The sequence below is a fragment of the Salinarimonas soli genome, assembly GCF_008386575.1.
Lineage (GTDB): Bacteria > Pseudomonadota > Alphaproteobacteria > Rhizobiales > Beijerinckiaceae > Salinarimonas_A > Salinarimonas_A soli.
The window spans coordinates 20,285-46,508 of sequence record NZ_VUOA01000006.1 but is presented as its reverse complement, the minus strand read 5'-3'; the positions used below and the strand labels follow the sequence as shown (position 1 = coordinate 46,508).

Genomic DNA, 26,224 nt, shown 5'->3' with positions numbered 1-26,224 from the left:
AACGCCCGGCCCCGCGGCCGGGCGTTTCGCGTTTCTAGGGCAGGGTGATTTGCACGCCGCCCTGGAGCACGGTCTGGCCGGCGCCCGGCGAGAAGGCGCTGCCGGCGGGGTTTGTCGAGGGCGCGTCCGCGCCGGTGAGACCATGGGTCACGGAGCCGATGAGCCGGACGTTCGGGGCGACCTGGACGCTCGCGTTCACCTGACCCGTCACGACGACCTCGTTACCGGCCGCCGCGACACCCGCCGCGCCCGCCTCGTTGAGGGGGATATTGCCGCCGACATTCACCTGCGCGCCGACGGAGAGCCGGTCCGACGCCTTGTGGGTGACGCCGACGCTCACCCGGGGCTGCGCGACGAGGGAGGTCGCCCCGCCCTGCGGCGTGCTCGCGTTGATGCCGACGCTGCCCGTGAGGTTAAGGTTCGTCCGGGCGTCGAGGGGGATCGTGTCGCTCACGCTCACCCGCGCGCCGGCGCCCTGCGTGGTGCGGCCGTTGAGGTTGTTGCGGTTGTCCTCCACGGACACGCTCCCGGTGACCGTCACGCCGCCCATCGGCGCCGAGACGCTCGTCGTCGCACCCTGGACGAGGTTCGAGACGGGCTGGCCCGCGCCGTTGCGGCCGTCATTGGCCGTGGTGGTGGCCGTGACGTTCACACGCGTCCCGTCCGCGTCGAGGGGCACCGTGACGTTCACCCCCGCCGTCTGCGTATTGATGGCGCCCGTCGTCGCGGCGCCGCCGGTCACGGTGACGGTCGGCTGCGGCATGCCGGGATTGGCGCGCTGCTGGTTCACGGCCTGGGCGAACAGGCTCGCGCCGCGGTCGTCGACCGGGGTCTGGGATCGGGAAGCGTTCGTGATCGCAAGGGTCATGGCTGTCTCCGCTGCAAGCGGATGAGCGCATAGCTTACATGCGGATAAATGTAAATAAACTACATATTATGAGTAAAAGTTATCAATGCTCGACCGAGTGGCCCTGCAGGTAGAGGAGCGCCGTGAGATCCCCATGCTCGATCCGCGCCCCCGCCGCGTCGGCGACGGCGGGCTTCGCCCGGTAGGCGACGCCGAGGCCCGCCTCGCCGATCATCGCCAGATCGTTCGCCCCGTCGCCCACGGCGAGGGTCTCCTCGGCGCTCAAGCCCAGCCGGTCGCGGATCTCGATGAGGCTCGCGCGCTTCGCCTCGCGGCCCAGGATGGGCTCCTCGACCAAGCCTGCGAGCCGGTCGCCGTCGGTCAAGAGCCGGTTCGCCCGGTTCTCGTCGAAGCCGATCCGCGCCGCGATGGGACCGGTGAACAGTGTGAAGCCGCCTGAGACGAGGCAGGCATAGGCGCCCCAGGCCTTCATGCCGGTCACAAGCTCCCGGGCGCCGCTCATGATCCGGATGCGCTCGGCGATGATCTCGTCCACCACGCTCAATCGCAGGCCCTTGAGAAGCGCCACGCGCTCGCGAAGTGCCGGCTCGAAGGCGATCTCGCCCCGCATGGCGCGCTCGGTGATCGCGGCCACCTCGGCTTTCAGCCCCACGAAATCGGCGAGCTCGTCGATGCATTCCTGCTCGATCATGGTCGAGTCCATGTCGGCGAGGAGGAGGCGCTTGCGGCGATGGGCGAGGGGGACGACGTTGACGTCGACCGCCGCAGGGGCGATGGCGTCACGCAGGGTGCGGCCCAACGGAATCGGGTCCGCCTCCGGGACCGGGATCTCGGCGGCGACCCCGCGGCGCAGCCAACGCGGCGCTCCGGCGCCGGGCACGAGGGCCGCGATGTGGGCGACGAGGGCCTCGTCGAGAATGGGACGGGCGGGAGCGCAGGTCAGGCAGACGACATGGGGCATGGCACGGACGATCAGGGCGGCGGACGGGTGGTTCTCATCGCAGGGCCGACCGCGTCCGGCAAGTCGGCGCTGGCGCTGCGGCTGGCCCGGGAGACCGGCGCCCTCGTCGTGAACGCGGATTCCATGCAGGTCTACCGCGACCTGCGGGTGCTCAGCGCCCGGCCGACGCCCGAGGAGGAGGCTCAGGCGCCCCACCGGCTCTATGGCCACGTGGACGGCGCCGTGAACTATTCCGTGGCGCGCTACATGGAGGACGCCGCGCGGCTCATCGGGGAGGCGGGCGGTCTCCCGCTCGTCTTCGTCGGCGGCACGGGGCTCTATTTCCGGGCGCTGCTGGAGGGCCTTTCCGACATCCCGCCCGTGCCGGACGAGGTGCGCGAGAGGGTGCGCGGCGAGGCCGAGGGGGTCGAGACGCCGGAGCTCCACGCGCGGCTCATGCGCCTCGATCCCGCGACCGGCGGAGATCTGCGCCCGAGCGACCGGCTGCGGGTCCTGCGGGCGCTCGAGGTCCACGCCGCGACGGGCGGCTCGCTCGTGGCGTTCCAGGGCCGGCGGATCCCGGGCCCGCTCGCCGGCGTGCCCACGACGCGGCTCTTCCTCAGCCCCGACCGCGAGGTGCTGCGCCGGCGCATCGACGCGCGCTTCGTCGCCATGGTGGGGCAGGGGGCCCTGGACGAGGTGGCGGCACTTGGCGCGCGGGGGCTCGATCCCATGCTCCCCGTCATGCGTGCGCACGGCGTGCCGGGGCTCCTCAGTCACCTGCGCGGCGAGACGGGCCTGGAGGCGGCGATCGTCCGGGGGCAGGGGGACACCAGGCGCTACGCGAAGCGGCAATTCACCTGGTTTCGCCACCAGATGCCCGGATGGCGCTGGCTGTCGCCCGAGGAGGTGGCAGGGCTCGCCTGGAGGCCGTGCTGAGCCGCAGGTCTAGCGCGTTTCATGGTTCTCGAGGCGACAAACCCCGGTCTTTGCGCTGGACTGACGAAGGGTCACCTCGCATATCCATCGCGACAACTGACGCCTGAACGGTTTCGGGCGCGGGTCTTGGGCCCGCTGGCGTTGAGGAAAGCCCGTTCCGTGCTCGCGGCGATGGCGTGTCGTGTCGAGGAGGACGTAATGACGGTTGAGGACTTGATCCGAACGCTCGCCGAGGCGAACGACACCGCGATCGTGCTCACCGACACGAGCCTTGGCGAGCCCGGCCCCACGATCCTTTACGTGAACCCCGCCTTCTGCCGCATGACGGGCTACGAGGCACACGAGGTGGTGGGGCGCAGCCCGCGCATGCTCCAGGGCGCCCGAACCAACCGCCTCGTCCTGCGCACGCTCGCCCGGGCGCTGCGCGAGGGCAAGCCGTTCTCCGGCTGCGTGGTGAACTACCGCAAGTCGGGCGAGCAATATCTCTGCCAGGTGGACATCGAGCCCCTGTTCAACCGCGCGGGCGAGCTGGAGCATTTCATCGCCTTCGAGCGGGAGGTGAAGCGCCGCCGCGGGCGGCCCGCCAAGGGCGCGCTGGGACGCTTTGAGGCGGTCTCGAACCGGCAGCCAGCCCCGAAAACGAACCCTTCGCCCGCTTGACCCGCATGGCCCGATCGTCTAGCGTCGCGCAACTTTCACACCGGAATGCGGCGGCTATGCGCAAGCTTATTCTCGTACTTCGAGCGCCATCGACGGAGCAGGGCTAGCGCCCTGCAACTCCGGAGATGGCGCATGGGCCCCTCAGAGGGCCTTTTTTTATTGCCTGCACGCCACCGACATACGCCGACCAGACAGCCAGACCCCAACGGAGCTTTGAAGGCCATGAGCGAGATGATGACCGGGGCCGAGATGGTCGTCCGCGCCCTCCAGGATCAGGGCGTCGAGCACATCTTCGGCTATCCGGGCGGCGCGGTGCTTCCCATCTACGACGCCATCTTCCACCAGGGGAAGGTGCGCCACATCCTCGTGCGCCACGAGCAGGGCGCGGTCCACGCCGCCGAGGGCTATGCCCGCTCGACGGGCAAGGTCGGCGTCGTTCTCGTGACCTCGGGCCCAGGCGCCACCAACGCCGTGACGGGCCTCACCGACGCGATGCTCGACTCGGTCCCGCTCGTGTGCATCACGGGCCAGGTGCCCACCCACCTCATCGGCACCGACGCCTTCCAGGAATGCGACACGGTGGGCATCACGCGCCACTGCACGAAGCACAACTACCTCGTGAAGAGCATCGAGGACCTGCCGCGCATCCTGCACGAGGCGTTCCACGTGGCGGCGAGCGGGCGCCCGGGGCCCGTGGTCGTCGACCTGCCCAAGGACATCCAGTTCAAGACGGGTGCCTATGCCCGCCCCCGGGACAACCAGCACAAGACCTACCGGCCGGCGGTGAAGGGCGACATCGAGAAGATCAAGGCCGCCATCGCGCTCATGGCGTCGGCCAAGCGCCCCGTGTTCTACACCGGTGGCGGCGTGATCAACGCGGGGCCCCACGCGGCGGCCCTGCTGCGCGAGCTCGTGCAGCTCACGGGCTTTCCCATCACCTCGACGCTCATGGGGCTCGGCGCCTATCCGGGCTCCGATCCGCAATTCCTCGGGATGCTCGGCATGCACGGCACCTACGAGGCGAACCTCGCCATGCATGGCTGCGACGTGATGATCAATATCGGGGCGCGCTTCGACGACCGGATCACCGGGCGCATCGACGCGTTCTCGCCCGGCTCCCGGCGCATCCACGTCGACATCGACCCGTCCTCCATCAACAAGACCGTGAAGGTCGACATCCCGATCATCGGCGATTGCGCCCACGTGCTTGAGGACATGGTCCGCCTGTGGCGCTCCAGCGCCCCGCAGGTCGACAAAGGCGCCATCAAGGATTGGTGGGGCAAGATCGAGGGCTGGCGCCGGCGCAACTGCCTCGGCTTCCGCAACTCGTCCGAGACGATCAAGCCACAATACGCGGTGCAGCGGCTCTACGAGCTCACCAAGGACCGCAAGACCTTCATCACCACGGAGGTCGGCCAGCACCAGATGTGGGCCGCGCAGTACTACCGCTTCGAGGAGCCCAACCGCTGGATGACCTCCGGGGGCCTCGGCACCATGGGCTACGGCCTGCCCGCCGCCATCGGCGTCCAGCTCGCCCATCGCGACGCGCTGGTGGTCGACATCGCGGGCGAGGCCTCGATCCTCATGAACATGCAGGAGATGTCGACCGCCGTGCAGTACCGCCTGCCGGTCAAGATCTTCATCCTCAACAACCAGTACATGGGCATGGTGCGCCAGTGGCAGGAGCTCCTGCATGGCGGCCGCTACTCGGAGAGCTATTCCGAGTCCCTGCCGGACTTCGTGAAGCTCGCCGAGGCCTATGGCGGGGTGGGCATCCGCTGCGAGAAGCCCGGCGACCTCGACGGCGCGATCAAGGAGATGATCTCCGTCGACCGCCCGGTGATCTTCGACTGCGTGGTCGACCAGGCCGAGAACTGCTTCCCGATGATCCCGTCGGGCAAGGCCCACAACGAGATGCTCCTCAACGACTATCTCGGCGAGACGGGCGCGGACATCGGCTCGGTCATCGACGACGCGGGCAAGATGCTGGTGTGATGAGCGGATCTCCCCTCTCCCGGATGGGAGAGGGGCCGGGGGTGAGGGTGGCGCGCTGAACCAGGGGACCGCGACCTTGACGACGCATCAGCGCCAGTTCGCCCGCACGCTCCGCCGTCAGGCAACCTCGGCGGAAGACCTGCTCTGGCAGGCGTTGCGGGGGCGGCGGCTGGACGGCCTCAAGGTCCGCCGCCAGGTTCCGCTTCTGACCTACACCCTGGACTTCGTCTGCGTGGAACGCCGTCTCGTCGTGGAGCTCGATGGGCGCGGTCACGCATGGGAAGCGGACTATGACGCCCGACGGACCCGCGAGGTCGAGGCGCACGGATTGAGGCTCATACGCGTTCCGAACGCGATGGTGCTCGACGATCTCGACGTGGTGCTCCATCACATTGCCATGGCGGCGAGGTCCCACCAACCTCCCGGCGTGCCACCCTCACCCCCGGCCCCTCTCCCATCCGGGAGAGGGGAGGAGCGCTAGCCCCCCATGCCCACCCTCGTCATCGCCAACAAGCTCTATTCCTCCTGGTCGCTGCGCCCCTGGCTGCTGCTGCGCCAGCTCGGGATCCCGTTCGAGGAGGTCCTGATCCCGCTCGACCGGCCCGACACCAGGGAGCGGATCCTGGCCCATTCGCCCGGCGGCAAGGTGCCCGTGCTCGTGGAGGACGGGTTCAGCGTCTGGGAGTCGGTCGCGATCATGGAGCACGTCGCCGACACGCGGCCCGACCTCGGCGTATGGCCCTCGGATCCGGCGGCGCGGGCCATGGCGCGCTCGGTCTCGGCCGAGATGCACGCGGGCTTCTCGGCCTTGCGCTCCGCGTGCCCCATGAATCTCGGCAAGCGCTACGCGACCCGCGACCGGGGCGAGGCGGTGGCCCGGGATGTCGCTCGCGTGACCGCGATCTGGCGCGAGGCGCGCGAGCGCTTCGGCGCGGGCGGGCCCTTCCTCTTCGGCGCCTTCTCGGCGGCCGACGCCATGTACGCCCCCGTGGTCACCCGCCTCGACACCTACGCGATCCCCGTCGATCCCGTGTCCCGCGCCTATATGGACACGATCCTAGGGCTCCCCGCCTTCCGCGAGTGGCTCGAGGCCGCCCTCGACGAGGAATGGGTGGTCGCCCACGACGAGGTCGACGAGGAGCCCACCGCCACCTTGCGCCGCCGCAACCCCTGAGAGCCCGATGTCCGTCATGAACACGCACTATCCCGATCCCACCCGCATCGAGACCGCCGCCCGCCACACGCTCGCGGTGATCGTCGACAACGAGCCCGGCGTGCTCGCCCGCATCGCCGGCCTGTTCTCGGGGCGCGGCTACAACATCGAGAGCCTCACGGTCTCCGAGACGGAGCACGAGAAGCACATCTCGCGCCTCACCATCGTCACCACGGGCACGCCGGCGGTCATCGAGCAGATCAAGAGCCAGCTCGGGCGCCTCGTCCCCGTCCACCGGGTCACGGACCTTACGGTTCAGGGCGAGGCGATCGAGCGCGAGCTCGTCCTGTGCAAGGTGGCCGGCAAGGGCGAGCAGCGGGTCGAGGCCATGCGGCTCGCCTCCGCCTTCGGGGCCCGCACCCTCGACGCGACGCTCCAATCCTTCATCTTCGAGCTCACCGGCACCACGGACGAGGTCGAGCGCTTCATCGGGCTCATGACCTCGGTGGGCCTCGTCGAGGTGTCGCGCACGGGCATCGCGGCGATGAGCCGTGGCGCCGAGGGCATGTAGGCTCAGCCCTGGAAGCCGTCCGCCTCCAGGTAGGCCGCCTCCTCGGGCGTCGTCTCGCGGCCGAGGAGCGCGTTGCGGTGGGGGAAGCGGCCGAACCGGGCGACGATGTCCCGGTGATGGTGGGCGTAAGTCACGCATTCGGCGTCGCCCAGTGCCTCGTTCAGCGCGACCGAGCGGTCCTGCATCGCCAGATCTTCGGCATGCATGAAGGGCAGGTAGAAGAAGCGCTGTAGGGAGGGGTCGACCGCCCGGTCGTGACCCCGGTCGATGGCGCGTTCCGCGGCGAGAAGCGCCGTGTCGTCGGTGGCATAGACGCGCCGGGTGCCCCGGAACATGTTGCGCGGGAACTGGTCGAGCACGAGGACGATGGCGAGCGCGCCCTCGGGCGTCAGCTCCCACTCGTTGAGATCGCCCCGGGCCGCCGCCTCGTAGGTCGCGAGGAAGCGCTCGCGGATCGCGGCATCGAAGGCGTCGTCCGGCGAGAACCAGCGGTCCGGCCCGGCCTCGCTCCAGAAGGCGACGACGTCGTGCGGGGCGGCTGCGGTCATGGCGGGCGTCCATCCTTGTCTGTCGGAGCGCCCAAGATGGGGCGCCGCCCCCCGTGGCGCGAGAGGCGGCGGACCGGTCGTCAGAGCGCTTCTCGGGCTGAAGGGAGCTCCAATTCCCCCCTCATGCTGAGGAGCCCGCGCTAGCGGGCGTTTCGAAGCACGCAAGACGCTCGTGAGCCGGAGGGAAATCCCTGGAGCGCCCTTCGAGGCTCCCCCGGACCAGGTCCGGGGTCGCACCTCAGGACGAGGGTAGAGGATGGGGCAAGCGGTCTATCTCAGGCCGCGGCGGGCGAGGATACGCCCTGCGGGCTCCTGGCGCCGGAGAGGGCCATCGCCACGAGGTTGGCGAGGAACAGGAGGGCGGCGGCGAGCCACACGAAGGAGGCGGCGATCGCGAGGCCCGGGTTCTCGGCGAGGATCGACAGCGTGATGCCGGCCGGGAGCGTCACGGCGCCGAGCGCGGCCGCCGCGAAGTGGAAGCCCGCAATGCGCGAGGCGCCCAGCGCCGGATAGGCCCGGTAGGTGAGGCCGAACAGGGCGAGCGAGGCCCAGCCCAGCAGGTTGAGATGGGCATGGACGGGACCGAGGCGGAAATCGTGGACGACGCCCATGGCGATGCCCATGACCACCCCGACGATGAGGCAGGCGGCGGCAAGGATGAGGAACCAGAGGTCGTAGCGGCGCATGGTGCGGTCTCCTGTCGGATCGACGCCGCTTCCTCTACGCCCGATGGGGTTTGGTCATTGTGCGGCGGCGCACTCTCGGCTTTCCGGCACCTCTTGTGCTATGAGCCCTGCGCACCCCGAGGGATCCATGCCACCGCAGAATCTGTCGCCCCAGACCCTCACGATCCTGGCCTTCGCCTTGGCCCTCGCGGGGCTCGCCTGCTTCCTGTGGCCGTCCTTCCAGCGTCTCTCCGGACGGGCCGTGGCGCCGCGGGAGGGCGCGGACAAGACCATCCGCTCGCCCCTGTGGTGGACGGGCTTCGTGCTCACCGCCATCGCCCTGATGCTCCAGCGCATGGCGGCGGGGGCCGCCTGAACGACGAAGGCCGCCCCTGCGGGCGGCCCTTGGGAACGCTCAGGTCGAGGGCATCAGCCCCGCTTGAGGGCCGACTGCATGGGCCGCATGGCGGCTTCGGCGGTGCGGCCGGCGGTCTCGGCGATGCTCTTCCAGTGGCCCGCGGAGGCCTCGTAGACCTGGCGCACGCCGCTGGTCTGGACGCGGATCGCCTCCGACATCGAGCCTGCCGCAAGGGCCGAGCGCCACAGCGACAGGGTGGCGTCGCTGTGGGCCCGCACGAGGTCGAGCATCTGGCTGTTGAGCTCCACCAGGCCGCGGCTCGTCGCTGTGGCGCTCTCGCTCATGGCGTTGCGCAGGGTGTCGCCCGTCTCCTGCGCCCGGGCGTACAGCGCCCGCGGGTCGCGGGTGCCGAGCACGGCCTTCATGGGGTTGAAGAGCGCCTGCGGAACGGGCCCGTCACCCGAGAGGCTGAGCGCCGCGATCGGGACCACGACGGTCTCGACCAGCGAGGGCGGGGGAGGGGCGGCCGGCGTCTCGACCGCGACGGCGGCCTTGGGCTGGGCCACCGCCTTGGCGGCGGCCTTGGCCGGAGCCCTCGCGGGCACCTTGGGGGCGGGCTGGGCGGGGGCGTCGAACAGGGCCGGCTCGGAGACGGGCGCGGGCTTCGCCTTGCGTACCGTCCGGGCCGCCTTCGCAGCCGGCCGTGCCTCGGGCGCCGGCGCGGGGCTTGGGGCCTTCGTCCGGCCCTTGCCGCGAGCGGGTTTCACCTTCACGTCGTTCATCACCGTCTCCATCCATCACCCCGCCCGCCGCAGCGCGAGCCGAGGCCTCAGCTCTTCTTGCCGCCCCGCGGGGTCACGGACTCGGCGGCGCTCTGGGCCGTCTTGGCGGCCTGGCCGGCGGCGTTCTGCATCAGACCACCGAACTCGCGCATCTGGGACTGCATCGCCTGGAACTGGCTCTGCACGAACTCGGCCTGGAGGCGCATGGCCTCAGCCGGATCCTTCGCCCGCACGAGGCGCTGGGCGTGCTCGAAGGCGGCGCCGAGGTTCTGCTCGGCGAGCGCCAGCGACCGGCGGCTCAGGTCGACGGCGCTGGTCTGCACCGGGTTGGCGGAGCCGTCGAACGTGTCCATGGCGCGCTGGGCGGCACCGATGAAGCCGTCCATGGCCTTGCGGGCCTGCTCGACGCTCTTCTCGGCGAAGTCGCGCATCTCGGTGGGGATCTCGTAGCCTCGCTTCTCGTCAGTCATGGGACCTCTCCTCCTGTCTTGGCCTGCAGCTATATTGTGCATCGCAATATCATATTGTGCGATGCAAAATCAACCAACTCCTATATTGGCATTAAGGTTGATGGAATGGAAACGCGCCGCAACCGCGAAGGCTGCGTGCATCGCCGGGCGGCTTGGATTAATTCTCCCTTAAGCAATCCTGCCGAGAGGCGCGTTCAGACCGGGGACCATGGTGCGTTGGCGTGAGGACATCGGGGCGGCCGTGGAGGGGTGGGCAGGAGACCCGTCCTTCGCGCCGCTACTGCGCGCGGGGTGCGCGGTGCTCGTCTGGGACGGCACGGGAAGCCGTCCGATCTGGGCGTCGGGCCCGGCGCAAGGCCTCGCCGACGCGCTCGCGCGGGACCCGGACGGCGCGCTCGCCGCGGCCGTCCCCGCCGCCTCCCGCCTGCGCGCCCTCGCCGGCGGCCTCGCTCCCCGCGCGGGCTCGCGCCTCGAGAAGCTGCGCTTCGACCGAAGCCCGCTCGTGCCCTTCGCCACCTGCGCCTGCCGCCTCGCCGCCCTGCCCTCGGGCGAGGAGGTGCTGATCACCGCCTTCGTCGGCGCGCTCCCCGCTCTGTCCGCGCGGGCGCGCCCAGCCATCCCGGCGCCGGCCGTGGAGGTGCTGGCCGCTCCCGAGCCCGCCGTTCCCGATCAGCCCGCCACAGAGGCGGCGGCCTTCCTGGGCCAGGACGAGCCGCCGGCCGAGACCTCCGACGCGCTCCCCGTGGAGCCCATTCCCGACCTCGACCTGGAGGAACCCGAGCCCGAGCCGCCGGCATCGGACCGGCAGCCGGAGGCGCCTCCCGCCGTCGATCCCCTGGACAGCGTCCGCGCCCGGGGCACCGTCCGCTTCCTTTGGCAGGCCGACGCCGCGGGGCGCTTCGTTGCCGTATCGGGCGCGCTCGCCGAGATCGTCGGTCCGGAGGCGGCCGACATCGTCGGACGGACCTGGGCCGAGATCGGCCGCTTCGTCGAGGACCCGGGCGGGATCGTGGCCGAGCACTTCGCCCGGGGCGAGACCTGGAGCGGGCGCACCGTCCTGTGGCGCATCGGGACAGGCGATCATGCCGTGCCTGTCGATCTTGCGGGTCTCACGATCCGCGACCGCGAGCGTGGCCTTCTCGGCTTCCGCGGCTTCGGCCTGATCCGGGCCGGTGCCGTCATGGCCCGCCCGCCCTCCGCGGCCCCGGACAGGGCTCCGGCAGCCGAACCGATGCTCGCCCGTCCGGCCGAGGGGCGTGCGCAGCCGTTGGCCGCGCCCGAGGAGCCGGTCGCGGCGCGCGCCCCGGTCCACGAGGCATCCGAGCCCGTGACCGACGCCGCGGTCGAGCTGGTCCATACCCCCGCGACCGTTCTCGACATGCCGGCCCCCGAGCCCGCCAACGACCGCGACGAGCCGGTCGCGACCTTCTCGTCCATGGCGGGGCGGATCTCAGCCGACTTCCTCATGGTCTGGGAGACCGACGTGCCGCTCGGCGGCCCGGTCGCCGAGGAGTTCCCTGTCGCGGCCGACCCGCAGCCCGAGCCGGCAACGGAGCCCGAGGCGGCGGCTCCTGCGATGCCGGCTGCCGAGAGGCCCGTCCTGGCCGAGGAGCCGCCCGCTCCGATGCCCGCGGCCACGTCCGCCGAGCCCGAACCCGCGCCTGAGCCCGTCACGGCCGAGGCGCTTCCCGCTCCGGTCCCGGCGGCGGCGTCCGCCGAGCCTGAGGTTGCGCCCGAACCCCCGGCGGGCCCGCCCGCGCCGCAGAAGCCCGCGTCCGGCGGCACCACGACGCTTCGCCTGTCGGCCGCGGAGCGCAACGCCTTCCGCGAGATCGCCCGCGCGCTCGGCGCCCGCTTCGAGGACGAGGAGGAGAGCCCCGAGGCCCCGAGCACTGAGGAGGAGCCGTCGCCCCCTCAGCCCCCCGGCCTCCCGCCCCTGGAGCCGTCGGCGACGCAGGTGCTGGCCCGGATGCCCGTGGGCGTGCTCGTCCATCGCGGCGAGGATTTCATCTACGCCAACCGCGCCCTCCTCGACCTCGCGGGCTACGAGGGGGCGGCGGATCTCGTCGCGGACGGCGGCCTCGCGCGCCTGTTTCGCGGCCGAGCCGGGGTCCTGGCCCGCGCCGACGTCGAGACCCCCGCGCCCGTGCCGCTCACGACCCGCTCCGGCGAAACCTTCGCGGCCGAGATCCGGCACGCGCCCGTGGACTGGGAGGACGGGCCCGCGGGCCTCATGCTCGTGCGCAAGCTGCCCGACAGCGACCCGGGCTTCCGCCTGAAGGCTCTGGAGGCGGACCTTCGCGCCCGTGACGGCCGGGTGCGCGAGCTCGCCTCGATCCTCGACACCGCGACCGACGGCGTGGTGGTGCTCGACGACGTCGGGCGGATCCTCTCCCTCAACCGCTCCGCGGAGGCGCTGTTCGGCTTCGAGCAGAACGAGGTCTCGGGCGAGTCCTTCACGGCCCTGCTGGCGCCCGAAAGCCACGTGGTCGGCCTCGACTACCTGGAGGGGCTGCGCGCCAACGGCGTCGCGAGCCTTCTCAACGACGGGCGCGAGGTGCTCGGCCGGGTGCGCCAGGGCGGGGTCATCCCGCTCTTCATGACCATGGGCCGGGTCAATGACGGCCTCGACCGCAAGTTCTGCGCGGTGCTGCGCGACATCACGGCCTTCAAGAAAGCCGAGGACGAACTCCTGGCCGCCAAGCGCGCCGCCGAGGACGCCAACGCGCAGAAGTCGGACTTCCTGGCCAAGATCAGCCACGAGATCCGCACGCCCCTCAACGCCATCATCGGCTTCACCGAGGTGATGCTCGAGGAGCGGTTCGGGCCCGTGGGCAACGAACGCTACCGCGACTACCTGCGCGACATCCACAGCTCGGGCACCCACGTGACGGCCGTGGTCAACACCCTCCTCGATCTCGCGAAGGTGGAGGCGGGGCGCATGGAGCTCTCCTTCACGAGCGTGAGCCTCGGCGAGCTCGTCACCGCCTGCGTGAGCCTCATGCAGCCGGAGGCCGCGCGGGCGCGCATCGTCCTGCGCACGAGCTTCGCCGGCAAGCTGCCCCCTGTGGTGGCGGACGAGCGCTCGGTGCGCCAGGTGATCATGAACCTCCTCTCCAACGCCGTGAAGTTCACGGATGCGGGCGGCCAGGTGATCGTCTCGACGGCGCTCACCGACCGGGGCGAGGTGGCGTTCCGGGTGCGGGACACCGGCATCGGCATGACCGAGGGCGAGATCGAGGCGGCGCTCGAGCCCTTCCGCCAGCTCTCCACCGCCCGGCGCGGCGGCGGCACGGGCTTGGGCCTGCCGCTCACCAAGGCCCTTGTCGAGGCCAATCGCGGCACGCTGCAGATCTCCTCGACGAAGAGCGAGGGCACCCTCGTCGAGGTGGTGTTCCCGCCGACGCGGGTGCTCGCCGAGTAGGGAAGGGGGGCGGCTGGGAGGACGAGGTTGGAGAGTGGGATCTAGCCATGTCCGCCACCCTCATGCTGAGGAGGCCTGCGGAGCAGGCCGTCTCGAAGCACGCAGAACGCTGCCATAGCCATCCGGGGGCCCTGCAACGCCCTTCGAGGCTCCCCCGATGAAGTCCTGGGTGCCTCCCCTCTCCCATGGGGAGAGGGGAGGCGCGAAGTGCCAGGGGGTGAGGGGGGGACCACGGGGATCCAGAGTGCTCCCCACCCCCTCATGCTAAGGCGTGAGCGGCGCGAGCCTCGAAGCACGCACCACGGGGCCACAGCCCTCCGGAGACCGCTGGAACGCCCTTCGAGGCCCCGCGTTGCGGGGCACCTCAGGACGAGGGTGAGAATGGGATGAGGCACCCCCCTCAGATCTCCCCCGCCATCAGCGCGAGCCGCGCCACCGTGTTCATGTTGCGCGCCGTGCCGTGCTCCGCGGCGGGGATGCGCAGACGGGAGCGGCCCATGCCGGCGCCGTAATGGACATAGATCTCGCGCGCCCCGAGCCGCAGCTCCTCGCCGTCCCGCCCCGTGACCTGCGCCAAGGCGCCCGGGGGAGGGGGCTCGTCGAGGAAGATCGAGACCGTGCGGCTCGGATCGGCGTCCGGGAACGGGTTCCCCGCCGCCACCCCAGCCATCTCGGCCGCATCCCGCACCAGGACGCCCACGGGCTTGCCGGCATAGGCCAGCAACGCGCTCTCCAGGGCGGCCTTGACCCCGGCCTCGGACCCGGCGCTGCGGAAGACCACGTTGCCGCTCGCGATATAGGTCCGCACCCCCTCGAAGCCCGCGCGCTCGCACAGGGCCGCGAGGTCGCTCATGGGGAGCTTGCCCGTCCCGCCCACGTTGACGGCGCGCAGCAAGGCCACGAACACCGGCATGCGATCGCCCCTAGCGGATGAACCGGTCCGCGTAGTCTGCGCCGAGCCCCACGGCCGCGTAATGGGCCCGGCACTTCTCGATGCGGGTGAAGACGTCGTCGTAGCCGAGCGTCTTCCCGTCCGGGTCGACATAGATCATCGCGCCGTTGACCTGGAACAGGGTGATCATCTCCTCGACATGCGGATCGACCACGAGAGTGTGGGTCTCGCCCGGCGCCTCGTAGGCGTAGGAGCCCTCCGTGGCGACCCAGTCGTGCTCCAGGTAGCGCCACTCGCCCTTGATCACGAAGGCGTGGACGGGCTGGGGGTGGCGGTGGCGGGAGAGCACGCCCGCCTTGCGCACGCGCAGCAGGTTCACCCAATAGCCCCGCGAGGCGGCAAGCAGGAGCGGGCGGAACCAAACGTTCTCCTCCAGCGGCACCCAGACCCGCTCGTCCTTGGGGACCGCGTCCGGGATGACGAGCTCGGGCGGCGAGTCCGCGGGCTGGGGATGGCGGTAGGGGATCCATTTCTCGTTGAAGAAGGCGGGTTCGCTGCTCATGACGGACTCCGGGGTCAGACGGTCAGGTAGCCGCCGTCCACGGCGAGGACGGCGCCGGTGACGAAGCGGGCGGCGGGCGAGGCAAGGAAGAGCACGGCGTCGGCCACCTCCTCGGGCGTGCCCCACCGGCCCATGGGCGTGCGCGCCAGGATGGGATCGCTGCGGGCGGGGTCGTCCTGGAGGGCGCGGGTCAGCGGGGTGCGGATCCAGCCCGGCGCGACCGCGTTCACGCGGACGCCGTCCGCCGCATAAGCCCCCGCGAGGCTCTTCGTGAGCTGCCCGACGCCGCCCTTCGAGGCGCTGTAGGCGGGAGCGCGGGGCGCGCCGAAGAAGGTCAGCATGGATGCGACCGTCACGATGCAGCCGCGCGAGCGCGCGAGCGCCGGCCGGGTCGCCGCGCAGACCCGCATCGTGCCCGAGAGGTTCACCGCGATCACCTCCTCGAACACCGACGGGTCGTGCTCGGCGTCGCGGCGGATCATCCCCGCCGCCGTGACCACCACGTCGAGGCGGTCCAAGCCGCCGACGAGCGCCTCGACCGCCGAACCATCGCGAACGTCGAGGCTCGCGAAAGTAATCCCTGCATGGGCCGGATCGGCCGCCGCCGCCTCGCGCTCGGCGGGCGTCGCCCCCGTGGCCGTGACCGCGGCCCCGAGGCCCCGGAAGGCGAGGGCGCAGGCGAGCCCGATGCCGCTGGTGCCCCCGGTGACGAGCACGGCGCGGCCGGCGAAGAGATCCGTGGCGAAGGTGTCGAGGGGCCCGGGCATAGGCCACGGTCGCAGACCGCGCGATCCCGTGCAAGAGCCGTTCGGGCCGGTCATACCTTAGGGGAATGCGCCCGCAAATGCCTGTGCCGCCAAGTATCGCCGAGAGATCGCCCGTACGAGTACGTAATTGATTTATACCTGGTTTTTAGGTGAAAAGACGGCTCCACCTCCCGGGCCCGAGGCCCCTCATCAGGAGCCGGCCGCATGCACGCGCCCGTTCACGCGCACAAGGCGCGCACGCCCTTTTACAAGGTGCTCTACGTCCAGGTCCTGATCGCCGTGGCGATCGGCATCGCGCTCGGCCACTTCTATCCGGCGCTCGGCGCGGACATGAAGCCGCTTGGCGACGCCTTCATCAAGCTCGTGAAGATGATCATCGCCCCGGTGATCTTCTGCACCGTGGTCACCGGCATCGCCGGGATGACCAACCTCGAGAAGGTCGGCCGCGTCGGGCTGAAGTCTCTCACCTACTTCCTCACGTTCTCGACGCTCGCCCTCATCGTCGGCCTGATCGTCGCCAACGTGGTGCATCCGGGCTCGGGCCTGCACATCAACGCAAGCGCGCTCGATCCCAAGTCGGTCGCGACCTACACCGCCAAGGCCCACGAGACGGGCGTTGTCGACTTCCTGATGAACATCATCCCGACCACCGTGGTCGGCGCCTTCGCCTCGGGCGAGATCCTGCAGGTGCTGTTCTTCTCGGTGCTGTTCGGCTTCGGCCTCGCCCTTATGGGCCCGAAGGGCAAGCCCGTCTACGACCTCATCAAGGGGGTCTCGCAGGCGATCTTCGGGGTGGTTGGCATCATCATGAAGGTGGCCCCCATCGGCGCCTTCGGGGCCATGGCCTTCACCATCGGCAAGTACGGCATCGGCTCGATCGCGAACCTCTTCCTGCTCGTCGCGACCTTCTACCTGACCTCAGCGATCTTCGTCTTCGGCGTGCTGGGCGTGGTCGGCTGGTACAACGGCTTCTCGGTGGTGAAGCTCGTGCGCTACATCAAGGAGGAGCTCCTCCTGGTGCTCGGCACCTCGTCGTCCGAGACGGCGCTGCCCTCGCTCATCGAGAAGATGGAACGGGCGGGCTGCTCGAAGTCGGTGGTGGGCCTCGTGGTGCCGACCGGCTACTCGTTCAACCTCGACGGCACCAACATCTACATGACGATGGCGGCGCTCTTCATCGCGCAGGCCACCGACACGCCGCTCTCGCTCGGCGACCAGGTGCTCCTCCTCCTCGTCGCGATGCTCTCGTCGAAGGGCGCCGCGGGGGTGACGGGCTCGGGCTTCGTGACCCTCGCCGCCACCCTCTCGGTGGTGCCGGCGGTGCCCGTGGTCGGCATGGCGCTGATCCTCGGCATCGACCGCTTCATGTCGGAGTGCCGGGCGCTCACCAACTTCATCGGCAACGCGGTCGCCACCGTCGTGGTGGCGCGCTGGGAGGGCGAGCTCGACGAGGAGCGCCTCGCGGCGGCCCTGGCCGGGCGCGCGCTGCCGCCGCTCGCCGAGGAAGATCCGGCGGACGCCGGCCTGTCCCCGGCGGCCGTGCGGCTCACCCCCGCCGAATAGGCCGGACGGGCGTATCCGTCTGCGGGAAACCCGGCTGGGTACGCGCCCGCCGACCCTCCCGGGGAGGGGCCCGCCGCCTCGTCTTAAGCTCCCGCAAGTCAAAGGCGTGCAAACTTACGCAGAGTTTGCAGTTGCACCCTCGCGCGACGTTATCGAAGCTGTTACAGTGCCCCCGCCGTGACGTCCAAGAGGCGTCACGGACCGGTGGGCTTTCTCACGTCGAGAGGTCTGTCGGCCACGCTTCCGACTAACCTGTCGCCCCCGCGGCGACCGCGCGAACCCGACCGGTCCTGGACCAAGGCACGCCTGCATTTGCGACGAGCATAAGATGAGCCGCTATCAAGATGACGATTTTCCGAGCCGGCGCGATCGCGACCGGGGCAGCCGGCGCCGTCAGCCCGACGATGCCTGGGGCGCACCCGCGCCCGAAGCCCCGGCGTGGCCGTCGACTCCCGCGCCGCGCGGCCCCTCGCGGCCTCCGATGCAGGGCGGCCCCGAGGTCGAGGCCGTCGTGAAGTGGTACAACCCCACCAAGGGGTTCGGCTTCGTCGCTCCGGCTGACGGCACGCCCGACGTGTTCATGCACGCCGAGGCGGTTCGTCTGGCAGGCCACACCGAGCTGCCGCCAGGCGCCCGGCTGCGGGTCCGCGTCGCTCAAGGCCAGAAGGGCCCGCAGGTGACGGACATCGTCGAGGTCGACCTGAGCACGGCCCAGGCCGAGCCGGCGTTCCGCCCGGCCGCCCGTCCCGACCGCTTCGGCGGCGGTGGCGATCGGTTCGGCGGTGGCGGCGGCGGCGACCGCTTCGGCGGCGGCGACCGTTTCGGCGGCGGCGGCGGTGATCGCTACGGCGCTCCGCGCGGCCCCCGTCCCGACCGCTTCGGCGGCGGTGGCGGCGGTGCGACGGGCGAGCGCCAGTCGGGCTCCGTGAAGTGGTACAACCCCACCAAGGGCTTCGGCTTCATCGCGCCCGAGGGCGGCGGCACGGACGTGTTCGTCCACGCCACGGCGCTCGAGCGGGCCGGGATGCGCGACCTCGCGGAGGGCCAGGTTCTCTCCTTCGTGGTCGAGACCGATCCCCGCTCCGGCAAGACCAAGGCCATCGACCTGCGGGTCGACTGAGCCTCCGGTTCAGGGCCTTACATCAGGCCCGGATCGCGTGGTGCTCTCGCCCACGCGATCCGGGCCTTTTTCGTTTGCGATGACGGGGTGAGGGGGCTGGAAGGCGGGGCTAAGGAGCGCCCGGCGGCGCGGCTTCTTGCGCTGCGTCCCGGATCTGCGATCCGCTTCGCCTGCGGCTCCGCCCCTCTTGTGCGGGAAAATGGTGGAGAAAGGTCCAGAGGTCTGCGGAACCTCACCCCCACGTTCTCGGACAAGCCCCACGCGATGGGGCGCAGATCCGGGACCCAGGAGTCAGCCGCCGCGCAGCGGCGGCGCACGCTTGGAACGAGCGGGCCGCCGTGGCGGCCCAGGCCCTCTCGATCACTCGTAGTTGGCGGTGGTCACGGGCTGGGTCGTGACGCCGCCCAGCGAAACCCACGCGGTGCCGTCGTGGCCCTCGCGCTTCACGTAGACGTAGCCCGTCTGCTGCCAGGGCAGGACCGCGTTGGTCTTGTTGTCGAGGATGAAGTCGCCCCGGTCGGTGCGGACCATCAGGACCGCGTGGCCCTCGTTGAGCTCGTCGATCACCACGGTCATGCGCAGGGCCCGGCGGGGCAGGCCGCGCTCGACCAGGAGCTTGCGCTTGAGGAGCTGGTAGTCCTCGCAATCGCCGATGCCGTCGGTGGGGAAGTCCCACGAATCGACCACGCCCCAATGGTCCTTGTCGGTCATCGGGCGGATCTCGCGGTTCACCTTGCGGTTCACGGCGGAGATCAGCTGCCAGAGCTGCGGGGTGAGGGTGATCACCGCGGGCTCGCGGATGTCGACGGCGCATTCCTTGGGGAAGCGGTCGCAGAACTTGTTCCAGGCCGCGACCGGACGCGCCGACCCGGTGGCCTGAACCACGTTGCCCGCCGGGGGCAGGGACGCTAGGGTCTGCGCCTGCGCCGTGGCGCCGGTCAGGAGCCCGAAGGCGAAGAGGCATGCCGCCCCAAGGCTCCTCGCGCCCGCCAAGCGGGACGTCATCGAGGAAACGCGCAGAAGTGCCGACCCGAAATGACTTTTCAACATGCCCCGCAAACCCTGGCTTAATGTTGTTTTAACCAAGGTGGCACGGCAGGATTCTTAGGCGCAAGTCCGGAGTTAAACCATCGTTAACGACACTGGGGCGGCGTTGGTTCCATGCAACACAGCGAAGGCTCCAAGTTCGGCGTTTCGGCGGCCCGGCGCTCCGCCGTATGAGGGGCAGCCCCTATGGGCCGGGCTCCGGCGCGACGAAGCCGGCCTCGCGGCCGGCTTCGGGCGAACCCCTATCGTGGGACGGGGAGGGGATGCGACCGGGGTTCGCGTTCGAATCAGGCCTCAGCGATTCGCCGTGACGGTGGGCGAGCGGGCGCCGCCGAGGGAGACCCAGGCCGTCGAGTCGTGGCCCTCGCGCTTCACGTAGGTGTAGCCGGTCTGGTGCCAGGGCAGGATCGTGTCGGTCTTGTTGTCGAGCACGTAGTCGCCGCGGTCGGTGCGCACCATGAGCACCGCGTGGCCCTCGCCCTTCTCGTCCACCACCACGGTCATGCGCAGGGCGCGGCGGGGAAGGCCAGCCTCGACGAGGAGCCGGCGTTTAAGGAGCTGGTAGTCCTCGCAATCGCCGTAGCCGTCCGTGGGCAGGTCCCACGAATCGAGGACGCCCCAGTGCTCCTGGTCCGTGAGCGGCTGGATCTTCCGGTTCACCGTGCGGTTCACCGAGACGATGGTGCGCCAGGTCGTGGCGGTGAGCGTCACGGTGGCGGGCTCGGCGGGGTTCACGGCGCAGTCGGCGGGCATGCGGCGACACCACTCGACCCAGGCCGCCACGGGCTTGGCCTCGCCGGTGACGGCGGCCGGCACCGCGGCGGGCAAGGCCGCGAAGGTCTGGGCGCCCGCAGTGCCCGAGAGGATGCCGAGGCCGGCGATCGCGATCGCGAGGCGAAGCCAGGTGCGGATCGAGTGCATGGATGAAGTCTCCCTGTCCGTGGAAGACCTTCGCCCCGATCCCTTCGCCGGGCGCTTGCCGCGATAGGAGCAATTTTATCGATCCCAAGTCCTTGCCGGATCACATGAAAGTCACGCCGAACGGCCGCTTCCCGATTTGTGTCGAATTGTTCGGATCGCTGTGGGCATCCCGGTAGGGGAGGTTTCGCGACCGTTGACGCCGCGGGTTTGCCGCGGGCGGAGTCCGGTTGGGAAGTGCAGAAAAACCTGAGTGGCCGCCTCGTCGTAGGACCCATCTTTCCCCTCGTCCTGAGGCGGAGCGGAGCGAGCCTCGAAGGGCGCTCCAGGGCTCTCCTGGGGGGCTGTGGCAGGCGTGGTGCGTGCTCCGAGGGCCTGCTAGGCAGGCCACCTCAGCATGAGGGAGACAGGATTAAATAGGTCCGGGCCGGACGCTCAGAGGACGATCGATTCGTCGAAGCGGTCGGGCGAGAGCGGCAGGAGGAACTCGACCGCGACGCCGCCCTGGAAGTGGCGCACCACCTTGCACGGCGTGCGCCCGAGCGTCACGGCGACGCCGAGCGGCGGCAACGGGTCGAGGGCGACGCCGGCGCCCGACAGCGAGACGTCGATGAGGCGCACCATCGCGGCGGGGCCGTTCTCGATCCGCATCTCGACGACGGGGTTGCGGGGCACGATGCGCTCGTGGCGCCGGTCCTCGGGCAGGCCGAGCGCGTGGCGGTTGGCGAGCCAGGTGAGCTGCGAGGCGAGCTTGTCGCGCTTGCGGGGCGTCGCCGCGATGGCGATCGCGAAGCCCCGGTCCACGAGCCGGGCGATCTGGCCTTCGACGCGCCCCAGATGCTCGAGATAGACCACGACGCGGTCGCCGATCCGGCCCTGCACGGGCGCCACGAGGAGCGCGCCGCCCGGCGAGATGTCCACCGTCTGGCACGGATATTCCTGCCGGTCGGGGAGCATGTAGCGTCCCAGCAGCGCCACGGCCACGCGCGCATGGCGACGCTTGTCGGCGATGCGCAGCAGGCGTGGTCTGACGTGATCGGCGAGGGCTTCCATCGGAACTCGTCTGGGGCGAACGAAGCGACTCTACGAGGCCCCCGTTAACGTTGCCTTAGCCCCGTCCCTCGCTCTTAACCGAACCGCGCAGGGTCAGTCCCCCGCGACCGAGCGGCCGCCTTCGTGGACCACGAAGCGCCTGCGGCGGTCCTGCGGATCGCCCCGGCCGAAGCTCGGGCCCTCGGACCGGCCCGAGGGCCAGATCACCCGCAGGGACACGGTGGCGAGCGAGGTGACGGGGCTGAAGCCGAGCCAGGCGGGGATCGTGGCGGGCGAGAGGGCGCCCAGCACCCGCGCATGCGGCTTGCCCCGGTGGCGCAGCGGCAGGAGCACCATCTCCAGATCGACCGTGTCGCCCGATTCCGTGGTGCCGAGGAGGCCGATGACGAGGCCCGCCGTCTCGTCGATCACCGTCCCGACATGCCGCCGGATCCCGGGGCCCGCGTGCTCCGGCCACAGGTCGACGAAGCGCGCGCCTTTCAGCTCGCGGCCGAACAGGGCGCACAGCCGCGTGCCGGCCAGGCGGAACTCCGCCGTGCGGTCGGCCCCGATCTCCAGGATGAACGTGTCGGCCAGGACGTGGCGGATCTCCCCGGGCTCGATCTCGCCCCGGTCCGGGGCCGCGCGCTCGCCGCGCAGGGCATCCCAGTAGGAGAAGATCATCCGGGTGGAGGCGTGTTTCATGCTTGCACCAACGTAAAGGCCGTCCGCGGCCGGCTGTCCCGGTTCGGGACGCTTCCGGCCGCATCGGGCCAATCAGACACCGAGTCGGGTGCCGTGGAGCAGGGGTTATGCCGAACCCCACCGGGTTGTTTCCGGAAACCATTAGTTAACCTTAACGGATGGTTGACGTTGCCCGGCCGGGTGGCCTCGGCCATGGTGATCGGGCCACGGTTGAGGCGGGAGCGGATCAGGGTCTGGTTCCCGCCGGCGGACTCGACACGAGAGCGCAACGTCATCGGCTCCGCCTGCTTCAAGCGGGCGAGGGAGCGACGCTCGACGTCAAAGGGGAGGGTGCAGGCTGCGCTCTCCCCTTCTTTTTTGCCCCGCGACGCCGCGCAGCCTTGCCGGATGCCCCCGCGCCACCCATCGTCGTGGCATGAGCGAGCGCCCGTACTCCCCCGGCCGGGAGCCCATGTTCAACCTGCCCGGCGTGGTGATCCTCACGGCGGGCCTCCTGGCCGCGATCCATGTCGGGCGTGGGCTTCTCTCCCCTGAGACGGATTTCCGCCTGCTCCTGGAGCTCGCCTTCGTGCCCGCGCGCTGGAGCCTCGCCTTCGGGTCGGGCGGCCTCGACGCGGTCGCGACCGAGCTCGCGACGCGCGGCGCCGAGGAGGCGAGGGACCTCGCCGGGCTCGCCTCCATCGTGCTGGCGGACGGGGAGGCGAAGGTCTGGACCGCCGCCACCTACGGGCTTCTGCACGCCTCCTGGGCCCATCTCCTCTCGAACGCCGTCTGGCTCGTCGCCTTCGGCACCCCGGTGGCGCGCCGCCTCGGGCCGGCCCGGTTCCTCGGCCTCACCCTCGCCGCCGTCCTGGCGGGGGCGGGCGCGCATTTCCTCGCCGACCCCTACGCCGTGGTGCCGATGATCGGGGCGTCGGGCGGCGTCTCGGGGCTCGTCGCCGCGGCGGCGTGGTTCGTGTTCACGCCCGTGCCGCCCTGGATCCCCCTGGAGCCGCATGAGCGCCCGCGCCAGACGCTGCGGGCCATCGCTGGCAATCCTCGCGTCCTCGGCTTCCTGGGCGTGTGGCTTGCCGTCGACATCGCGGTGGGGCTCCTCGCCGGGCCTCTCGGCATCGCGGGCGGCGCCATCGCGTGGCAGGCTCATATCGGCGGGCTCCTGGCGGGCCTCGCGCTCTTTCCCCTGCTCGACCCGCTGCGGGACGCCGTCGGGGTGCCGGACCGGGACGAGGCCGACCGGGGGTGAGCCCCTCGCTTGAAAGCGGGCCCGGGTGACGGCACACTCCCCTGACGAGCCGGGCCGCCCGCCCCGCGGCGGCAAGAGCCCGGCCTTGGAGGGAACCATGAGCGTTCAGCACATCCTGGCCGAGAAGGGAGGCGACGTCGTCACCATCGCGCCCGATCGCACGCTGGCCGAAGCCGCGCACCTCCTCGCCGAGCGCCGCATCGGCGCCGTGATCGTCTCGGAGGGGAGCCGGGCCGTGGCCGGGATCCTCTCGGAGCGCGACATCGTCCGGGCGCTCGCCCGGGGCGGCGCGGCGGCCCTCGACCATCCCGTCTCGCGGCACATGACCGCCGAGGTGGTGACCTGCACGCCCGACATCGTCATCGTCGAGGTTATGGAGCTCATGACCCGCGGCAAGTTCCGCCACGTGCCCGTGGTGCAGGGCGGACGCCTCATCGGCATTGTCTCCATCGGCGACATCGTCAAGCGCCGCCTCGCCGAGGTGGAGACGGAGCAGCAGGCGCTTCGCGAGTACATCACGAGCTGAGGGGCGGGCACGCTCGCGTAGGGAAGGCGCGCTTGCATGCGGCGCGGCGACCCGCGCTGGCCGACCAAGGGCCCTGGCCGGGCATAGAGTGCGCCTTCGGCGCAGCAAGCCGTGCTGGATCCCCTTCCACTCCGGCGGACAAGCCGCCTCCGGCCGGGGATGACAGACGTGGCACGCTCCCCGTGTCATCCCCGGCCGGAAGCAGCGTGAGCTGCTGGAGGGGAAGGGGATCCAGCACCACTCTTGTCGCGAAGCGACGCATAATGCCCGTCACGGGCCTTTGAGGGCCATCCCGAGCCGCTTCGCGGCATCGACATTGCGCTGGATCGCATTCCGCTCCGCACGACGCGTGCGCCCCGCCCGGCGATCACCGCCGAAGCGAAACGTCCCTCACCACTCCCTCAAGGCTTCACCACCGCCACGCGCCCGTCCTCCAGCGCCACCACGATCCGCGCCCCGCGCCCCGTGCCAAGCACCGCGAGGCCGCGGCCGGTGGGGGCGGGGAGGGGGATCCGGGCGCGCTCGTCGATGCCGCGGCCCACCGAGAGGATCGCGATGGCGCGCCGGTCGAGGGTCGGGGCCACGATCTCCGGCGTGCCGTCGCCGTCGAGATCGGCAGCGGCCGCGTTGTCGAGGGCCGTCGAGCCTTGAGCATGGGTCGAGTAGCCCGCCTTCTCGTGCAGGAGGCGCAGGCCGCCCCCGTCCCAGGTCCAGACCTGGAGGACCCCGTCGATGTGGGGCGTGCGCACCACCACGATGTCGGGCTTGCCGTTGCGGTCGAAGTCGGCCACCGGCCCGGGATTGAGCCAGCGGTTCGACGTCCCGATCGCGGGCGTCTCGGCGACCATGCGCCAGACGCCCTCGCGCCGTCCCGCAATCACGAGGGCGGCGCCCGCGCTCTTCGAGGAGCGTACGACGAGGATCTCGGGCACGCCGTCCCCGTCGAGATCGGCCAGGCGCGGCTCCAGGTCCTCGAAGACCGCGTCGGGCCCGGCCTCCAGGCGCGTCACCGTGACAGGCACCTTCTGCACGCCCGGACCCGCCTGGACGGGGCGGCGCTCCTCGATGACGAGGGTGCCTGCCTCGACGGAATCGCCCAGGACGCCGTGGCCGTAATCCGTGCGCGGCGAGGCGAGATAGGCCTTGATCGGCCCCTCGGCGGCCTGGCGGGCATGGGGGATCGCGTCGGCCGGGCGCTCGCCGAGCCCCGACGGATTGCCGCGCAGCGGAATCACCGAAACCTCGCCGTCCGCGAGCGTCAGCGCCGCCGCGCCGCCCGCGCCCCAGGCGAGCGCCACGGGGCCCTCGCGACCGGGGCGCCGGAGCGCCGGATCGGCGGTCGGCGCGATGCGGGCCAGATAGCTGCCGGGCCCGCGGAACTCCTCGACCGCAAAGGGGAGCGGAAGCACGGCCACCTCGGCGGCTGCGGCGGGCCCCGCCAGCACGAGCGCGAGGGCCGCGAGCCCCCGGCGCAGGTCAGACATGCTGGCCGCCATTGATGTGCAGCTCGGCTCCGTTCACGTAGGAGCTCATGTCGGTGCACAGGAAGTAGATCGCCTTCGCCACCTCGTCCGGGGTGCCGAGGCGCCGCTGCGGGATCTGCTCCACGAGCCGCTCGGTGCCCGGCGAGAGGATGGAGGTGTCGATCTCGCCCGGCGAGATCGCGTTGACGCGCACGCCCAGAGGACCGAAATCCGCCGCCATCTCGCGGGTGAGCGCGGCCAGCGCCGCCTTCGACGTGGAATAGGCCGCGCCCGCGAAGGGGTGGACCCGCGAGCCCGCGATGGAGGTCACGTTCACCACGGAGCCCTTGGCCCGGGTGAGCTCCTCGCACAGGCCCCGCGCCAGCATGATGGACGCGAAGAAGTTCACCTGGAACACGTGCAGCCAGTCGCGGTGCGCGGTCTCGATGGCGCTGAGGCGGGAGCCGCCGGGGCCTTTGGGCGAGATGCCGGCATTGTTCACGAGGGCGTGGAGCTGGCTCCCCTCCACCTCGAGACGGCTCTTCACGTCCTCGATGGCGCGGCGGGTGTCCTCGGAATCCGAGAGGTCGACCTGGAGGTGGTCCTCCGGCCCCATCTCCCAGGGGCAGTTCTCGGGGAAGGCGTGGCGGGAGGCCGTGATGACGCGCCAGCCCGCGGCCGAGAACCGCTTGACCGTGGCATGCCCGATGCCGCGGCTCGCGCCCGTGAGGAGCATCACGCGGCGTCTCTGGTTGGACGACTGGCTCGTTGGCAAGGCTGCGCTCTCCGCTGGGGTGCGGCGGGACCCTACGACGCCAGCCCCCGACCGTCCATGCCTAAGCCGATGTTATGCGGCGGCCAAGCTTAACCATCGGTTCAGCATATTCAATATCTTGAAATGATATATTACCTCAATTAACAACAAACTTCGTTGTTCAAATGTGTTTGACTTAGATAGTGTTATCGCCGAGTTAAAACCTGTGATGCGGATATCACGTTTTCTGTTTGTGCCG

At 70.7% G+C, this 26,224-nt stretch carries 27 protein-coding genes; 12 read left to right on the top strand and 15 right to left on the bottom strand.

What is annotated here, in order from left to right; translation table 11 throughout:
- Positions 1-34 precede the first annotated feature (34 nt).
- Both F0L46_RS02705 and serB read right to left on the bottom strand, forming a co-directional pair.
- Positions 35-868, bottom strand: coding sequence for a hypothetical protein (locus tag F0L46_RS02705; protein ID WP_149815489.1), 834 nt, complete (start codon positions 866-868; stop codon positions 35-37).
- Between the two features lie 82 nt (positions 869-950).
- Positions 951-1,829: a phosphoserine phosphatase SerB gene (serB, locus tag F0L46_RS02700; RefSeq protein ID WP_149815488.1), complete on the bottom strand. Its 879-nt coding sequence runs from the start codon at positions 1,827-1,829 to the stop codon at positions 951-953.
- On the opposite strand from serB, the gene miaA reads away from it, so the two are divergent.
- The 6 genes from miaA to ilvN all read left to right on the top strand — a co-directional run bounded on the left by miaA (position 1,821) and on the right by ilvN (position 7,126).
- Complete coding sequence (miaA, locus tag F0L46_RS02695) at positions 1,821-2,747, top strand: tRNA (adenosine(37)-N6)-dimethylallyltransferase MiaA (protein ID WP_149815487.1); 927 nt, start codon at positions 1,821-1,823, stop codon at positions 2,745-2,747. The genes serB and miaA overlap by 9 nt on opposite strands.
- Before the next feature lie 198 nt (positions 2,748-2,945).
- Positions 2,946-3,407, top strand: coding sequence for a PAS domain-containing protein (locus F0L46_RS02690; protein ID WP_149815486.1), 462 nt, complete (start codon positions 2,946-2,948; stop codon positions 3,405-3,407).
- Positions 3,408-3,629: 222 nt separating this feature from the next.
- Positions 3,630-5,402, top strand: coding sequence for an acetolactate synthase 3 large subunit (locus F0L46_RS02685; protein ID WP_149815485.1), 1,773 nt, complete (start codon positions 3,630-3,632; stop codon positions 5,400-5,402).
- Between the two features lie 76 nt (positions 5,403-5,478).
- A complete protein-coding gene (locus F0L46_RS02680) occupies positions 5,479-5,883 on the top strand; it encodes an endonuclease domain-containing protein (RefSeq protein ID WP_149815484.1) in 405 nt (134 codons plus the stop codon).
- Positions 5,884-5,889: 6 nt separating this feature from the next.
- Positions 5,890-6,576 carry a glutathione S-transferase family protein gene (locus tag F0L46_RS02675; protein ID WP_149815483.1) on the top strand — a complete coding sequence of 229 codons (687 nt, stop codon included), beginning with the start codon at positions 5,890-5,892 and terminating at the stop codon, positions 6,574-6,576.
- 7 nt (positions 6,577-6,583) lie between these two features.
- Entirely contained in the window at positions 6,584-7,126 is a 543-nt protein-coding gene (ilvN, locus tag F0L46_RS02670) for an acetolactate synthase small subunit (RefSeq protein ID WP_149815482.1), read from the top strand.
- A 2-nt stretch (positions 7,127-7,128) separates the two neighbouring features.
- Here ilvN and F0L46_RS02665 read toward each other — a convergent pair whose 3' ends face one another.
- Both F0L46_RS02665 and F0L46_RS02660 read right to left on the bottom strand, forming a co-directional pair.
- Entirely contained in the window at positions 7,129-7,674 is a 546-nt protein-coding gene (locus tag F0L46_RS02665; RefSeq protein ID WP_149815481.1) for a DUF924 family protein, read from the bottom strand.
- A gap of 275 nt (positions 7,675-7,949) precedes the next feature.
- On the bottom strand, positions 7,950-8,360 hold the full coding sequence (locus F0L46_RS02660; protein ID WP_149815480.1) for a hypothetical protein: 411 nt from the start codon (positions 8,358-8,360) through the stop codon (positions 7,950-7,952).
- Between the two features lie 127 nt (positions 8,361-8,487).
- Between F0L46_RS02660 and F0L46_RS02655 the strand changes: the two genes are divergently transcribed.
- Positions 8,488-8,715, top strand: coding sequence for a hypothetical protein (locus F0L46_RS02655; protein WP_149815479.1), 228 nt, complete (start codon positions 8,488-8,490; stop codon positions 8,713-8,715).
- 53 nt (positions 8,716-8,768) lie between these two features.
- Here F0L46_RS02655 and F0L46_RS02650 read toward each other — a convergent pair whose 3' ends face one another.
- Together F0L46_RS02650 and F0L46_RS02645 are read right to left on the bottom strand one after the other, a co-directional pair.
- Positions 8,769-9,479: a phasin family protein gene (locus tag F0L46_RS02650; RefSeq protein WP_149815478.1), complete on the bottom strand. Its 711-nt coding sequence runs from the start codon at positions 9,477-9,479 to the stop codon at positions 8,769-8,771.
- 47 nt (positions 9,480-9,526) lie between these two features.
- Entirely contained in the window at positions 9,527-9,949 is a 423-nt protein-coding gene (locus F0L46_RS02645) for a phasin (RefSeq protein ID WP_149815477.1), read from the bottom strand.
- Positions 9,950-10,157: 208 nt separating this feature from the next.
- On the opposite strand from F0L46_RS02645, the gene F0L46_RS02640 reads away from it, so the two are divergent.
- Positions 10,158-13,373: an ATP-binding protein gene (locus tag F0L46_RS02640; protein WP_149815476.1), complete on the top strand. Its 3,216-nt coding sequence runs from the start codon at positions 10,158-10,160 to the stop codon at positions 13,371-13,373.
- A gap of 400 nt (positions 13,374-13,773) precedes the next feature.
- Here F0L46_RS02640 and F0L46_RS02635 read toward each other — a convergent pair whose 3' ends face one another.
- The 3 genes from F0L46_RS02635 to F0L46_RS02625 are packed head-to-tail and all read right to left on the bottom strand — an operon-like array spanning position 13,774 to position 15,594.
- On the bottom strand, positions 13,774-14,286 hold the full coding sequence (locus F0L46_RS02635; protein WP_149815475.1) for a DUF1697 domain-containing protein: 513 nt from the start codon (positions 14,284-14,286) through the stop codon (positions 13,774-13,776).
- 10 nt (positions 14,287-14,296) lie between these two features.
- A complete protein-coding gene (locus F0L46_RS02630; RefSeq protein ID WP_149815474.1) occupies positions 14,297-14,827 on the bottom strand; it encodes a 2,4'-dihydroxyacetophenone dioxygenase family protein in 531 nt (176 codons plus the stop codon).
- Between the two features lie 14 nt (positions 14,828-14,841).
- Positions 14,842-15,594 carry an SDR family NAD(P)-dependent oxidoreductase gene (locus F0L46_RS02625; protein ID WP_149815473.1) on the bottom strand — a complete coding sequence of 251 codons (753 nt, stop codon included), beginning with the start codon at positions 15,592-15,594 and terminating at the stop codon, positions 14,842-14,844.
- Between the two features lie 204 nt (positions 15,595-15,798).
- On the opposite strand from F0L46_RS02625, the gene F0L46_RS02620 reads away from it, so the two are divergent.
- Entirely contained in the window at positions 15,799-17,157 is a 1,359-nt protein-coding gene (locus F0L46_RS02620; RefSeq protein ID WP_149815472.1) for a dicarboxylate/amino acid:cation symporter, read from the top strand.
- 328 nt (positions 17,158-17,485) lie between these two features.
- A complete protein-coding gene (locus tag F0L46_RS27020; protein ID WP_149815471.1) occupies positions 17,486-18,277 on the top strand; it encodes a cold-shock protein in 792 nt (263 codons plus the stop codon).
- A gap of 360 nt (positions 18,278-18,637) precedes the next feature.
- On the opposite strand, the gene F0L46_RS02610 is transcribed toward F0L46_RS27020, so the two are convergent.
- The 4 genes from F0L46_RS02610 to F0L46_RS02595 form a co-directional block, all read right to left on the bottom strand.
- Entirely contained in the window at positions 18,638-19,282 is a 645-nt protein-coding gene (locus F0L46_RS02610; protein ID WP_149815470.1) for a transglutaminase-like cysteine peptidase, read from the bottom strand.
- Between the two features lie 336 nt (positions 19,283-19,618).
- Positions 19,619-20,245 carry a transglutaminase-like cysteine peptidase gene (locus F0L46_RS02605; protein ID WP_149815469.1) on the bottom strand — a complete coding sequence of 209 codons (627 nt, stop codon included), beginning with the start codon at positions 20,243-20,245 and terminating at the stop codon, positions 19,619-19,621.
- Between the two features lie 432 nt (positions 20,246-20,677).
- A complete protein-coding gene (locus tag F0L46_RS02600) occupies positions 20,678-21,295 on the bottom strand; it encodes a PilZ domain-containing protein (RefSeq protein WP_149815468.1) in 618 nt (205 codons plus the stop codon).
- Between the two features lie 93 nt (positions 21,296-21,388).
- Complete coding sequence (locus F0L46_RS02595; RefSeq protein WP_149815467.1) at positions 21,389-21,979, bottom strand: PAS domain-containing protein; 591 nt, start codon at positions 21,977-21,979, stop codon at positions 21,389-21,391.
- Positions 21,980-22,394: 415 nt separating this feature from the next.
- Between F0L46_RS02595 and F0L46_RS02590 the strand changes: the two genes are divergently transcribed.
- The gene (locus F0L46_RS02590) at positions 22,395-23,222 is read left to right on the top strand and encodes a rhomboid family intramembrane serine protease (protein ID WP_149815466.1); all 828 of its coding nucleotides are present in this window, start codon (positions 22,395-22,397) and stop codon (positions 23,220-23,222) included.
- A 97-nt stretch (positions 23,223-23,319) separates the two neighbouring features.
- Positions 23,320-23,748 carry a CBS domain-containing protein gene (locus F0L46_RS02585; protein ID WP_149815465.1) on the top strand — a complete coding sequence of 143 codons (429 nt, stop codon included), beginning with the start codon at positions 23,320-23,322 and terminating at the stop codon, positions 23,746-23,748.
- A gap of 401 nt (positions 23,749-24,149) precedes the next feature.
- Here the strand turns inward: F0L46_RS02585 and F0L46_RS02580 are convergent, their stop codons facing one another.
- Positions 24,150-25,232 (bottom strand): FG-GAP repeat domain-containing protein, encoded by a 1,083-nt coding sequence (locus F0L46_RS02580; protein ID WP_149815464.1) that lies wholly within the window; start codon positions 25,230-25,232, stop codon positions 24,150-24,152.
- Entirely contained in the window at positions 25,225-25,947 is a 723-nt protein-coding gene (locus tag F0L46_RS02575) for an SDR family NAD(P)-dependent oxidoreductase (protein ID WP_149815632.1), read from the bottom strand. Before F0L46_RS02575 ends, F0L46_RS02580 begins: the two co-directional genes overlap by 8 nt.
- Positions 25,948-26,224 lie beyond the last annotated feature (277 nt).